This is a genomic window from Pseudomonas sp. WS 5059, assembly GCF_012985525.1.
In the GTDB taxonomy this organism is placed as follows: Bacteria; Pseudomonadota; Gammaproteobacteria; order Pseudomonadales; family Pseudomonadaceae; genus Aquipseudomonas.
Genome location: NZ_JAAQWO010000004.1, coordinates 102421 through 115400, shown reverse-complemented (window position 1 = coordinate 115400; position 12980 = coordinate 102421). Strand labels below are relative to the sequence as shown.

The window sequence follows — 12980 nt, the reverse complement described above, 5'->3', positions numbered from 1 at the left end:
TGAGAAACGCCCCATTAGGACTTTGAGACGTTTCCCACGGCCCCTACCGCGCTGTAGGAGCCGGCTTGCCGACCCCTACGCGGGCTCGCGGATTTTGTACCAGGCCACATACAACGCCGGCAAAAACAGCAGCGTCAGCAGGGTGGCGATGATGATCCCGCCGATCATCGCGTAGGCCATCGGCCCCCAGAACACTTCCCGGGCGATGGGGATCATGCCCAGGCTGGCGGCCGCCGCCGTCAGCAGGATCGGCCGGCGCCGGTGTTCGGTGGCCTGCACCACCGCGTCCCACGGTGTGTAGCCATCCCGCTCGTAGGCGTCGATCTGGGTCACCAGGATCACCGAGTTGCGGATGATGATACCGATCAACGCCAGGATCCCCAGGATCGCCACAAAGCCCATGGGCGTGCCCGTGGGAATCAGCGCCAACACCACGCCGATCAAGCCCAGTGGGGCCACGCTGGCCACCAAGAACATTTTCTGCACGCTGTGCAACTGGATCATCAGGAAGGTCGCCATCAAGAACAGCATCAACGGCACCACACTGGCAATCGGGCCCTGGGCCTTGCCGCTTTCCTCCACGGTGCCACCGGTAGCGACCGTGTAGCCCACCGGCAAGCCGGCGCTGAATTTCTCGATTTCAGGCTTGAGCTGCTTGACCAGGTCGGTCGGCTGCATCTCGTCGCGCACGGCGGCCTTGATGGTGATGGTCGGCTTGCGATCACGGCGCCACACCAGCGGCTGCTCCAACTCGTAGCGCACGGTGGCAAAGGCCAGCAATGGGATCGAGGTACCGCTGGGGGTGACGATCTGCAGGTTCTGCAAGGTTTCCGGGGTGCCGCGCTCGGCGTCTTCGGCGCGGCCGACCACGTTGATCAGGTAGATATCGTCGTGTACCTGGGTCACGGCCGAGCCGCTGACCACGCTGTTCATCAACTGCGCCACGTCTTCGGACGACAGCCCAAGCTGGCGCGCCTTGTCCTGGGCGATATCGACCCGCAGCACTTTGCCCGGCTCGTTCCAGTCATAGATGATCTCGCCCAGGTGCGTATTTTTATCCAGCAACGTCGCCAGTTCGATGGCGTGTTTGCGCACCTGGTCGATGTCCTTGCCAGACACCCGGTACTGGATCGGCCGCCCGACCGGCGGGCCCATTTCCAGGGGTTGGACAAAACTGCCGACGCCCACGAAGTCATCGCGCAAACGTTTTTGTAGGCGCTCGATCAACGCGCCGCGCTCCTCCAGGCCCTTGCTGACAATCACCAACTGCGCGTAGTACGGGTTCTCCAGTTGCTGGTCCAGGGGCAGGTAGAAACGGATCGCCCCTTGGCCAATGTAGGTACTCCAGCGTGCGATGTCGGGGTCGTCCTTGATGATTGCCTCAAGCCGATCCACGGCCTTGCGGGTTTCGTTGATCGAGGCGTTTTGCGGCAGGTTGAGGTCGACGAGGATTTCCGGGCGATCCGACGACGGGAAAAACTGGTTCTGCACAAACTGCATGGAAAACACCGACGCCACGAACAGCAGCACCGTCAGGCCAATCGCCCACCAGCGGTTGCGCATGGCCCACAGCATACCGGCGTTGAACACCCGCCCGATCCGCCCCGGCTCTTCACTGTGGGGTTTGACCTTGCTGCTGAGGATATGCACGCCAATCACCGGCGCAAACAACACGGCCACCACCCACGACACCAGCATCGCCACCGCAATCACCGCAAACAGGGTGAAGGTGTATTCGCCGGCCGAGCTGGCGTTGAGGCCAATCGGCACGAAGCCGGCCACGGTCACCAGGGTGCCGGTGAGCATGGGGAACGCGGTGGAGGTGTAGGCGTAGGTCGCGGCCTGCTCCAGGGTCTCGCCTTTTTCCAGGCGCGTGATCATCATTTCCACGGTGATCATCGCGTCATCCACCAGCAAACCGAGGGCGATGATCAACGCACCCAGCGACACCCGCTGCATGGTGATGCCGCTGTACTCCATAAAGACAAATACCAGTGCCAGCACCAGCGGGATCGAGCACGCCACCACCAGCCCGGCACGCAGGCCCAGGCTGATAAAGCTCACCACCAGCACGATGATCACCGCTTCGAACAGCGCACTGGTGAAGCCGCCGACGGCCTCTTCCACCACCTCTGCCTGGTCCGACACCTTGTGCACGCCGATGCCCACCGGCAGGTCGGCAGTCAGCTCGTCCATGCGCTGGTGCAGGGCCTTGCCGAATTCCTGGATATTGCCGCCCTTCTGCATGGCGATGGCCAGGCCAATGGCTTGCTGGCCGTTGAAACGAAACATCGGCCGCGCCGGATCCACATAGCCACGGCTGATATCCGCGATATCCGCCAGGCGGTAGAAGCGGTCATTGAGCCGCAGGTTGACGTCAGCCAGATCCTTTTCCGAGGCGAATTGCCCGGAGGTACGCACCGAAATCCGCTCCGGCCCGGCCTCGATCACCCCGGCCGGGGTCACCGCGTTCTGCGCTTGCAGGCTCTGCACCACTTGGCGCTGGTCAATCCCCAGGGCGGCCAGTTTGCGCGTGGAAAAATTCAGGTAAATCACTTCGTCCTGCTGGCCGATCATCTCGACCTTGCCCAGCCCCGGCACCGCCCGGATTTCGGCGCGCACCTGCTCGACGTAGTCGCGCAACTGGCGCATCGACATGCCATCGGCGGTAAAGGCATACACCGAGCCAAACACATCACCGAACTCGTCGTTGAACGACGGTCCCTGCAAGCCCTGGGGGAAAGTGCCGCGAATGTCGTCGATCTTCTTGCGCACCTGGTACCAGATCTCGGGGATCGCCTTGGCGCTGGTGGTGTCCTTGAGGAACACGAAGACCGTGGATTCACCGGGTCGGGTGTAGCTTTTCACATAGTCCAGGGAGTCCAGCTCTTCGAGCTTTTTCTCGATGCGGTCGGTGACCTGTTTGAGGGTTTCTTCCTGGGTCGCGCCCGGCCAGCGGGTCTGGATCACCATGGTCTTGATGGTGAAGGACGGATCTTCCTCGCGCCCCAGGTTCATGTAGGAAAACACGCCCATCAGCAGCGCAACGAACATCAGGTACCAGACGAAGGACTGATGCTTGAGTGCCCAGTCGGATAAGTTGAAGCTCCCTTTCATCGCGGGCTGTCCTCGTCGGTTTTGACTTTTTGTCCGGGTTTGAGGCTATTGACGCCGGCGCTGACGACCCGCTCGCCAGGCTGCACGCCGCCGTTGAGCACGACACTGCTGGCATCACGGCTGACCAGGGTCACGTCGCGGGGTTGCACGGTCTGCTGCTGCATATCGATGACCCAGATGCGGGCCTTGCCCTCGACATCCTGCACCGCGCTGGCGGGCAACTCGATGCGTGGCGCGATGGCCGAACTCAAGGTCACACTGATCGCCGTGCCCAACCGGAACGCCGGGGGCGTCTGGGCCAGGGTCAGGCGCGCGCGACGGGTGCGGGTTGCGCTTTGTGCCTGGGGCTCGATCTCGCGTACGGTGGCGGTGGTGTTGATGCTGGGGTCCAACTGGCTGGCCACCAGGAACACCACATCCGGCGGCAGACGCTCGGCGAGGCCGGCGGGCAGGTCGATCACCGCTTCCTTGATATCCGGGCGGGCCAGGGTCACTACTTGCTGGCCGGCGCTGACCACCTGGCCGGCCTCGGCTTTCCAGGCGGTGACGATGCCACCGTGGTCAGTGCGCAACTCGGCGTAGTTGAGCTGGTCCTTGGCCTGGTCCACCGAGGCCTTGGCCTGGTCGAGGGAGGCCTGGGTGGTTTTCAGGTCGGTCTGGGCAATGTCCAGTTGCGCCTGGGCGCCGACGCCACGGTTGAACAACTCCTGCTGGCGCCGCGCATTGGCCTGGGCGTTGATAAATTGCGCCTGGATCCGCGCCAGGTCGCCCTGGGCGGCGCGCAGCTGGTTCTGCTGGTCGGTGGGGTCGAGCACCGCCAGCAAGGCGCCTTTTTCGACTTCGGCGCCCACATCCACCGCGCGCCGGGCGATGCGCCCTGGCACCCGGAAACCCAGGTTACTTTCATAACGCGCCTGGATGCTGCCGGCAAAGCGCCCGAGGTGGGCCTGGTCTTCGGCCTTCACCTCGACCCAGAGCACCGGCCTTATAGGCTCCGGCGCCGGCTCTTCCTTGGAACAGGCGATCAGCAACAGGCTGCTGGCTAGGATCAGCGTCAGGTACTTCATGGCTGCACGCCCTTGGCCTGGGCCTGGTCCGGCGCCTGGGCGATCTCCACCACCATGCCTGGGTGCAGCAATTGCCCACCGGCCACTACGACTTTTTCGCCGCCCTTGAGGCCATCGCTGATGATCACCTTGCCGGTCAGGTAGCGCGCGACAGTGACCTTGTGCAATTGCGCCTTGCCGTCGCCATCCACCAGCCACACGGCGGGCTCGCTGAGATCCTTGGTCAGTGCAGCCCAAGGCAGTTCGATGCTGGCCTTGGCTTGCCCGTTGGCGGTGGCGCTGACCACCGAACCCAGTTGCATGCCCTTGGGCAAGGCCTCCAGGGCAATCTTCACCTGCACCGTGCCGCTGCTGGCCGCAACGGCCGGGGTCACTTCACGCACCCGGCCCACGGCCTTGATGCTCGGGTTATCCAGCAGGCTGACGGTGATTGGCGCATCCGGCGGTGGCTCCGCCAGCAGCGATTCGTAGACGTTGAATACCGCGTCGCGCTCGCCGTCACGGGCCAGGCTGAAAATCGGCACGGTGGCCTGCACCACCTGGCCGACTTCGGCCTGGCGCGCGGTAATCACCCCCGGCGCTTCGGCGATGAGGGCGGTGTAGCCCAACTGCTCGCGGGCGTTGGCCAACTGCGCCTGCGCCGCCGCCAGGGCACTTTGGCTGCTGCGCAAGGCGGCCTGGGCCGCGTCGTACTCGCTGCGGCTGGTGTAGCCCTTGGGCAGGAGTTTTTCCTGGCGCACAAAGGCCGCCGCCGTCTGTTTGACCCGCGCCTGTTCCGCCACCACCTGGGCCTGGGCGGAATCGACGTTGGTCTGCAAATCCTTGGGGTCGAGCCTGGCCAGCACTTGCCGGGCCGTCACGCGGTCGCCCACATCCACCATGCGCTGGATAATCTTGCCGCCCACGCGAAACGACAAATCGGTCTGCACCCGCGCCTGGATATCCCCGGTAAGGGTCACCGCCGCCGCGAAATCGGACGGCTGCACGGTTTGCACAAACACCCTGGAATGGGCCTTGGACTCAGGCTTTTGCTGGCCACAGCCACTCAGCAATGCCAGCAGAGCAACGCCACAAATAACTGTTGAGGTGGGACCGCCCATGCAGGCTCCTTTTGCGTGATACCGACGTGCCAGTGTGTATGCGACTGTGAGCTTAGTTCAGGGTTCCGCCTTCGACTATGGGAATTACCTGGCCTCGGTTGATCGCCGGCAAGCCGACTCCTACAGGGTAAGATGGCGGTCCATACCGGCCGGGAACGCCCCTGATGCTGAAAACCTTAGCGGTGGCCAATTACCGCTCGATCAATAAATTGGTGGTACCGCTGGATCGGCTGAACCTGATCACCGGCCCCAATGGCAGCGGCAAATCCAACCTGTACCGCGCCTTGCGCCTGCTGGCGGAAACCGCCCAGGGCGGCGTGATCAATGCCCTGGCCCGCGAAGGAGGCCTGGACTCGACGTTCTGGGCCGGCCCCGAAAACATCAGCCGGCGCATGCTCAAGGGCGAAGTCGCGGTGCAGGCCAGCGTGCCCCAGGGCGTCAAGCGTTTGCGCCTGGGCTTTGCCGGCGAAGACTTCAGCTACGCGATTTCCCTGGGCTTGCCAGTACCCAGTTCGTCGTACTTTTCCCTGGATCCCGAGATCAAGAAGGAATGCATCTGGGCCGGCCACGTCTATCGCCCGGCCAGCCTGCTGGTGCAACGCTCGGGGGCGATGATCCGCGCCCGAGACGGGCGGACCTGGGATGTGCTGGCCCAACACACGCCCGACTACCACAGCCTGTTCGACCAGGTCGGCAGCCTGCGCGGCTCGCCCGAAGTGCTGATGCTGCGCGAAAGCATTCGCGGCTGGCGCTTCTACGACCACTTTCGCAGCGACGCCGATGCGCCAGTGCGCCTGCCCCAATTGGGTACGCGCACACCGGTGTTGCACCACGATGGCCGCGACCTCGCGGCCGCGTTGCAGACCATCCGCGAAATCGGCGACCCCGAGGCCTTGCAGCGCGCAGTCGGCGATGCGTTTCCCGGCGCACGCCTGAATATCCAGCCGTTGCAGGGCGGACGTTTTGCCATTGAGTTTTATCAGGAAGGGTTGCTGAGGCCACTGTCGGCGGCGGAGTTGTCGGACGGCACCCTGCGCTACCTGCTGCTGATCGCCGCCCTGCTGACGCCACGCCCGCCAACGATGATGGTGCTCAACGAACCGGAAACCAGCCTGCACCCGGACCTGTTGCCGGCCTTGGCGCGCCTGATCATCCAGGCATCAAGGCAATGCCAGGTGTGGGTGGTGTCCCATGCCAGCCGCTTGATCGCGGCGTTGCAGCAGGACGAGGGATGCAATTCGATTGTGCTGGAGAAGGTGATGGGCCAGACGCAGATTGTGGGGCAGCGGGTGTTGGATGAGCCGGCGTGGCATTGGCCGAGTTAGGCAGTGCGTTGGAAGCCCTTCGCCCGGCGCCGCACACCGGGCATCTGAACACTCACGGTGCAGTACCAAAGTAATCGCTGTCTATGCGCAGAATCACTCCCATCATTTAAATAGATGGAATTTTTCCTTCAGAACTTTATGAGCTTAACTTCGGAGGCATCCGACTTTACTTAAAACCTATATCTCTTCAGGCTGACGACCTGACACTTACACCTAGTTTTAATCACTGCATACACCAAGCTTAGTGCAACACACACGTCATGAACGAGAATATAAAATGAATACAGCCCAGCCTGCACGTCACACCAACGAAGCTTGCGCTGACTTTCTCCGCGACCTAGACAAGTCGAAAATCACGGAGAACATACAAGACACCTGCAACGAAGAGGTGTTGACCCTCGTCAGGCAACAGCAAGAATACAGAAAAGCCCATCCTCCTATCGCTATTTACCGAATCGCAGCGCAAGGCAGCCAAACCCGCAACGGTGGCGTTATTGAACAAGCCACTTCTCCGATGGAATTCAAACTGCCTAATGGGCAGCACGTACACGCCGCGCAGAAAGGTGATTACGCTGTATACAACGACGGCACTAAAGCACAAATTGTAACCGCCGCAGGAGCAGACTACAGCCATATTGCATTAGTGGGCAGCGTGCTCAGTAACGGTGACGAAATCATCAATACACCGCAAAGTTCTTCGTTGATCATATTACGTGCGGGAGTGTCGAAAGCTGAAGATTTTTTGCAATCTATTTGAGTGCTTAACCGCAAACCGTACACCAGTTGACTACCCGCTAATTAGATAACACTTAACCACTTCCAAATAAAAAATTAATGGACGCTCGCAACGCGTCATTACCCGACCGAAAACAATAGGAAATAACAATGAGTGAAGGTCATTTCATTGGTCGCGGTGACAAGACCACCTGCGGCGGGATCGTCCTGGATGGAGATGTGAGGGTAACTATATTCGGTCTGCTTCATGCCCGCGAAGGGGGCGAAGTCACATGCGGCATAGACAGGAAGATCTATCAGATTATCGGTGGCATATCGCACATAGAGAGTCATGGCAAACTTGTAGCGGGCACGCTGGACAGTTTCAGCAGTTGCCCCTGCCGAGCGCGGCTGATTCCCTCGGTGTACACGGCGACCTACAGCAACCAAGGCACTGCACCGCGAGTGGCCAGGCGAGCCGCCGAACCCACCGCGCCACCCGTTACCCACCGACCGGCAGCTGCGACCTCATCCAGCCTGGCGCTTTCAGGCAATCGCGCTCCAGCCGTATTCAACAGCGTTGAGCCCCAGGAACCTGGGTTCTACGTGGTCCCCAAAAGCATGACCCGCGAAGCGTTGGAGGCGGTCCTTTTCCCCGAGCACAACCCCGCCGTCATGAGCAAGTTTCAGGGGCTTAACCCCTATAAGGGCGAGGTTAAAGCCGGCTCGATCATCGTGTTGAGTGATCCGAACAACACCGCCTGCACTTACCAGGACGCCCTGTTGATGCAGGCCGCCCAGCAAGTAGACGCAGCGCTGGAGCCCCTGACACCCGAGGAGGCCGACTTTCTGTACCGGCACGGCGCAGAAATCGCCGGGTTTATCGGCCACACCTCAACCTGGCTGGGCGTCAGCGCGGTGGTGATAGAGCAGCACCTGAGCAACCTGCGCGACACCCTCCAAGCCATCGAGCGTCTCCATCAAGGGAGCTATCGCCGGGAAGGACACCTCAAGTCCCCGCAATTTCTCGCTGATCGCAAGCGCCTGCTGGCTCAGTTGGATGCCCATCTGTTGAAGTCCACTCGCCTGCGTGGCCAGACAACCCTGGGCGATCACCCCAAACTGAAAACCGCCCTCGGCATATCCAGTCGCAGCCTGGTGCATCACTGGGGCAAGGCCGGAGCACCCGGACAAATTCCGGGGTATGCCACCCATGTGGAAGCAACCAGCCGTGCAGCCAACTACATGAAGACCGGCGGGTACATCGCCATTGGTATTGGCGGCGTGTCTTCGTTATTGGCTATTCAGGAGGTGTGTAATGGGGGGACTGTGGAAGCTTGTGAGAGGGTTAAGTTTGTTGAGGGGGGGAAATTTGCAGGGTCTACGATGGTTGGTACTGTGGGTGGTGCGGTAGCTCGTTCGGCGAGCGGTCCGATCTGCATGGCGATTGGCGTATCTACAGGAGGTGTCGGGGGTGTTGTGTGTGTCGCCGCGATAGTGGGAGTTGGCACATGGGCAGGTACGACTCTCGGTGCTATGGGTGGCGAAATAGGCGGAGAAATTATGTATGAGAGAACGTTGCCATGATAACAGAGGGTTTCTGGACGTCCTGGCTGGCTTTTTGGATGCTAAGTGGTGCGCCGGGCCTGATCGGAGTTGCCGCTATCGCCCACAGCCTGTACCTGAGCCGCCGTCATCTGGGCGCTATAAAGGAGGCATTGAAAAACAGCCACTACATTTATATTTGGGGGCCGAGCTTGGGGAGGCGCGGTTTTATTTGGTCGATCCTGGAAATATCGAAAATCACCGGAATGATCGTTTGGCCCAAACCCTCTATCAGGACTGGAGAACTAGACCCACTCGATCTCAAAAATTTCCCTCCTCACTTGAAATGGTATTTGATCGTCAACTTAACGATGATGAGCATTCCACTCGTCTGGTTGATAGCTGTAGCCTTTTTATTGAAATACAGGTAATTCGGATGTTACCTCAATTGAGATCCTATGTATGCACAGCATGCCTTAATAGGGACTTGGATATGGATGAATATAATTCATCAATGATCCGGGAGGAAAATACACGGACAAAACAATCGCCAAGACTACATAACCATGACCATTATCGATAGTTGGCCTCTCTGGTTTGCAATTTTTTTCTAGGGGCGCCAATGCTGATAGGCGTTGCCGGTATCGCCCACAGTCTGTATCTAAGCCACCGTCACCTCGAAGCTATAAAGGAGGCCCTGAAGAACAGTCGATACATTTATATTTGGGGGCCTAGCCTTGGGAGGCGCGGTTTGATTTGGTCTCTTTTGGAAATATCAAAAATCACCGGAATGATTGTGTGGCCTAGGTCGTCCATCATTACTGGTGAACTAGACCCGGTCGATCTCAAAAATTTCCCTGCTCACTTGAAACGGTATTTGGTCATCAACTTAACGACGATAATCTTTTCTTTTACCTGGATGATAATTACATACTTCCTGATTAAGTATTGGTAATTCTGACAGCGCCTCACCCGGCCCTCATTGCAGAAAGTGCCGGGTGAAGCCTTCAACTTGCCTGCAATAGCGACTTCAACCCTGCCACTTACCCCCTTCAACAATCACACTCTCAGGCTTGGTGTCGTCGCTCAGTTCTTTACGCACGTACTGGTCATACAGCTTGAGCAAGAACTTCTCTTCACCCAACTTGGCCAACTCGGCATTCACCCAGTCGCGCAGTTCGATATTGCCCTTCTTCACCGCCGGTGCAATCGGCGCTTCGTCACCCAGTTTCTCTTCCAGCACGCGATAGCCCGGGTTCTGTTTGGCCCAGCTGAACAGCACCAGGTTGTCCTGGGCATAGGCATCACCACGCCCAGCCGACAAGGCTTGCAGTGACTCGGAGTTTTTCTCGAACTTGAGCAGTTTCCAGTCCGGGTGGTTCTTGGTCAGCCAGATATCGGCAGTGGTGCCGGTGGTGACGATGGTGGTACGGGTCGCCAGGTCGTCGAGGCTTTTGACCACGCTGTCGTTAGGCACCAGGGCCTGGACCGCGACTTTCAGGTTGGGGTTGGTGAACTCCACCGCTTCCTTGCGCTCCGGGGTCACGGTCATGTTGGCGAGGATCAGGTCGACCTTGTCGCTCTGCAAAAACGGAATGCGGCTGGCCGGCTCCACGGCCACGAACTCGACCTTGTTTTCGTCACCCAGCAGGTCCTTGGCAAACCGGCGGCCGATGTCGGTATCAAAGCCGACGTAGCGCCCGGCTTCATCGACAAAGCCAAACGGCGGCTTGTCGGTAAACACGCCGACGATCAGCTTGTCGCGGGCCTTGATCTTGTCGATGTAACTCACCGCCGCCGGCGCGGCAGCGGCGGGTTTGGCCGGTTCTTCAGTTTTGTTGCAGCCGGCCAGTAAGGCGAGGCCGAGCAGCGGCAGTAACAACTTGGCAGTTTTCATGACAGCTCCAGTTCCTTGATTTTCTTGGGCAGTGTTGAAACAAACGAGAATTTCTCGAGGAACTGCTGCGCGCGTGCGGTCTGCGGGTTCGTAAAGAAGGCCTCGGGGGTGTTGTGTTCGAGGATGCGGCCAGCCTCCATAAACACCACGCGGTCGGCGACGGCGCGGGCAAAGGCCATTTCGTGGGTAACGATCAGCAGGGTCATGCCATCGCGGGCCAGGTCCTGGATCACTTCCAGCACCTCCTTGACCATTTCCGGGTCGAGGGCGGCGGTGACTTCGTCAAACAGCATGACCTGGGGGTTCATGCACAGCGAACGGACGATGGCGATACGTTGCTGCTGGCCGCCCGAGAGCTGGCGCGGGAACGCATCGCGCTTGTCGGCGAGCCCTACCCGCTCCAGCAGTTTTTGCGCCTGTTCACGGGCTTCGCGGGGCTCGCGCTTTTGCACTTTGAGTGGGCCCAGCAGGATGTTGTCGAGCACGCTCATATGGGGGAACAGGTGGTAACTCTGGAACACCATGCCTACGTCCTGGCGCACCTGGCGCCAGTCGGTGTGTTTATCCAGCAGCTCTTTGCCGGCCAGCCGCAGGCTGCCGCTGTGGGCCACTTCCAGGCCATTGAGGCAGCGCAGCAAGGTGCTTTTACCGCAGCCGCTGGGGCCGAGGATCACCACCACTTCGCCGCTTTGCACCCTCAGGTCGATGCCATTGAGCACCTGCTGTTCGCCGAAGAATTTATTGAAACCCTGGAACTCGATCAGTGCGCTCATGCTTGGGCCCAGCGCCGTTCCAGCACCTTGGAGGCGGCCGACAACGGGTAGCAGATAAAGAAGAAAAACAGGAACAGCGCGCCGTAGATCAATACCGACTCGTAAGTGCGCTCGATGATTTGCTGGCCGACCTTGATCACGTCCACCACGCCGATCAGCACCGCCAGGGAGCTGGTCTTGATGATCCGCGTGTAGACGTTGATGGTCGGCGGCGTCATGCGCTTGAGCGCCTGGGGCAACAGCACGTAGCCGTAGAGCTGCGGCGCCGACAAGCCAATCGACAGCCCCGCCTCCCGCTGCCCGCGCGGCAGCGAATGCAAGGCCCCGCGCACCACTTCGCCCACTTCACTGGCGCCCCACAGCGACAGCACCAGCACCGCGCACCAGAAACTGGGGATGCTCAGGCCGGTGAAAATCGGCAGGCCAAAAAACAGCAGATACAGCCACACCAGCACCGGAATCGCGCGGAACAATTCCAGGTAAATGCGCAGCAGCAGGTTGATCGCCCGCACATTCAAAGTGCGCAGCACCCCATACACCACCCCGCCAATGGTGCTGAAGGCGATGCTCAAAAACGAAATCGACAGGGTTTGTGCAGCGCCCTTGCCCAGTTGCGGCAACGACACCCACAACAATTCAAGACCCGAACTGGCCATGCTGGAGCCTCCTTTCCAGGCGGCTGAGCAGCAGCGACAGCGGCAAGAACAACAGCACGCAAATCAGCGTGAGCACGGCGAGCATCTCGTAAGTCTTGTAGTAGAGGGCGATGTAGCTTTTGGTGGTGTAGAGAATCTCTGGCACCGCCACCGCCGACACCACGGTGGTTTCCTTGAGCAGGAAAATGAAATTGGCGAACAGCGCCGGCAGGCTGAGGATCCCGGCCTGGGGCAGGATCACATGGCGCAGCAACTGCCAGTCGGACAGGCCGATGGACTTGCCCGACTCGATCTGCGCCAGCGGCACCGCTTCCACACCAGCGCGCAGCACTTCGGTGAGGTAGGCGCCGCCCAAAAAGGTCATGGTGATGATCGCCGCCCAGAACCCGGAGATATTCAAGCCCAGGGCCGGCAAGGCGAAGTACACGAAGAACAGCTGGATCAGCAGCGGCGTGTTGCGCGCCAGCTCCACATACAGCGCTACCAGGCGCGACAGGTAGGGCGTGCGGAACACCAGCAGGGCCGAGTTGATCAGCGCCACCAGCAGCGAGGTGCCGATGGCGATCAAGCCTACTTGCAGGGTCACCCCCACGGCCTTGAGAAACGCCGGCAGGGTGCTGAGGATAAACGCGTAGTCGAAGGTCATTTCAAGTCCTGGGCGCCGCAGGGGTAATGCGGCGTAGACGCAGTCCGGTCCAGCGTGGGTAACGCCGGGAAGCGCTGACTTTAAAGGTATAAAAACCAAAATTTAAATACCGAAATAGCATATTGATATCACCCAAAAAG

General features: G+C 60.0%; 11 protein-coding genes. 4 read left to right on the top strand and 7 right to left on the bottom strand.

All coding sequences use genetic code 11. The features are described from left to right. Positions 1 to 75: 75 nt before the first annotated feature. Genes HBO12_RS12950 through HBO12_RS12940 form a run of 3 tightly spaced genes read right to left on the bottom strand, consistent with a single transcriptional unit; the run spans position 76 to position 5284 of the window. On the bottom strand, positions 76 to 3117 hold the full coding sequence (locus HBO12_RS12950) for an efflux RND transporter permease subunit (protein WP_169953916.1): 3042 nt from the start codon (positions 3115 to 3117) through the stop codon (positions 76 to 78). Beyond that, positions 3114 to 4184 carry an efflux RND transporter periplasmic adaptor subunit gene (locus tag HBO12_RS12945; protein ID WP_170042325.1) on the bottom strand — a complete coding sequence of 357 codons (1071 nt, stop codon included), beginning with the start codon at positions 4182 to 4184 and terminating at the stop codon, positions 3114 to 3116. The genes HBO12_RS12950 and HBO12_RS12945 overlap by 4 nt, the downstream gene beginning before the upstream one ends. Continuing rightward, on the bottom strand, positions 4181 to 5284 hold the full coding sequence (locus HBO12_RS12940) for an efflux RND transporter periplasmic adaptor subunit (RefSeq protein WP_170042324.1): 1104 nt from the start codon (positions 5282 to 5284) through the stop codon (positions 4181 to 4183). Before HBO12_RS12940 ends, HBO12_RS12945 begins: the two co-directional genes overlap by 4 nt. Positions 5285 to 5448: 164 nt before the next feature. Here HBO12_RS12940 and HBO12_RS12935 point away from each other — a divergent pair, with 164 nt between their 5' ends. From HBO12_RS12935 to HBO12_RS12920, 4 genes are all read left to right on the top strand, one after another. Beyond that, positions 5449 to 6609: an AAA family ATPase gene (locus HBO12_RS12935; RefSeq protein ID WP_170042323.1), complete on the top strand. Its 1161-nt coding sequence runs from the start codon at positions 5449 to 5451 to the stop codon at positions 6607 to 6609. Positions 6610 to 6886: 277 nt separating this feature from the next. Next, positions 6887 to 7366: a hypothetical protein gene (locus tag HBO12_RS12930; protein WP_169953920.1), complete on the top strand. Its 480-nt coding sequence runs from the start codon at positions 6887 to 6889 to the stop codon at positions 7364 to 7366. Between the two features lie 128 nt (positions 7367 to 7494). Continuing rightward, positions 7495 to 8910: a PAAR domain-containing protein gene (locus HBO12_RS12925; protein WP_170042322.1), complete on the top strand. Its 1416-nt coding sequence runs from the start codon at positions 7495 to 7497 to the stop codon at positions 8908 to 8910. After that, positions 8907 to 9299 (top strand): hypothetical protein, encoded by a 393-nt coding sequence (locus HBO12_RS12920; protein ID WP_169953924.1) that lies wholly within the window; start codon positions 8907 to 8909, stop codon positions 9297 to 9299. The genes HBO12_RS12925 and HBO12_RS12920 overlap by 4 nt, the downstream gene beginning before the upstream one ends. Positions 9300 to 9898: 599 nt before the next feature. Here HBO12_RS12920 and HBO12_RS12915 read toward each other — a convergent pair. From HBO12_RS12915 to HBO12_RS12900, 4 genes are read right to left on the bottom strand one after another with little or no spacing between them, the layout of a single operon-like run. After that, positions 9899 to 10765: a transporter substrate-binding domain-containing protein gene (locus HBO12_RS12915; protein WP_170042321.1), complete on the bottom strand. Its 867-nt coding sequence runs from the start codon at positions 10763 to 10765 to the stop codon at positions 9899 to 9901. Further along, a complete protein-coding gene (locus tag HBO12_RS12910) occupies positions 10762 to 11538 on the bottom strand; it encodes an amino acid ABC transporter ATP-binding protein (RefSeq protein WP_169953926.1) in 777 nt (258 codons plus the stop codon). Before HBO12_RS12910 ends, HBO12_RS12915 begins: the two co-directional genes overlap by 4 nt. After that, a complete protein-coding gene (locus HBO12_RS12905) occupies positions 11535 to 12194 on the bottom strand; it encodes an amino acid ABC transporter permease (protein ID WP_076962043.1) in 660 nt (219 codons plus the stop codon). The genes HBO12_RS12910 and HBO12_RS12905 overlap by 4 nt, the downstream gene beginning before the upstream one ends. Beyond that, entirely contained in the window at positions 12175 to 12840 is a 666-nt protein-coding gene (locus HBO12_RS12900) for an amino acid ABC transporter permease (protein WP_169953927.1), read from the bottom strand. The genes HBO12_RS12905 and HBO12_RS12900 overlap by 20 nt, the downstream gene beginning before the upstream one ends. Between the last annotated feature and the right edge of the window lie 140 nt (positions 12841 to 12980).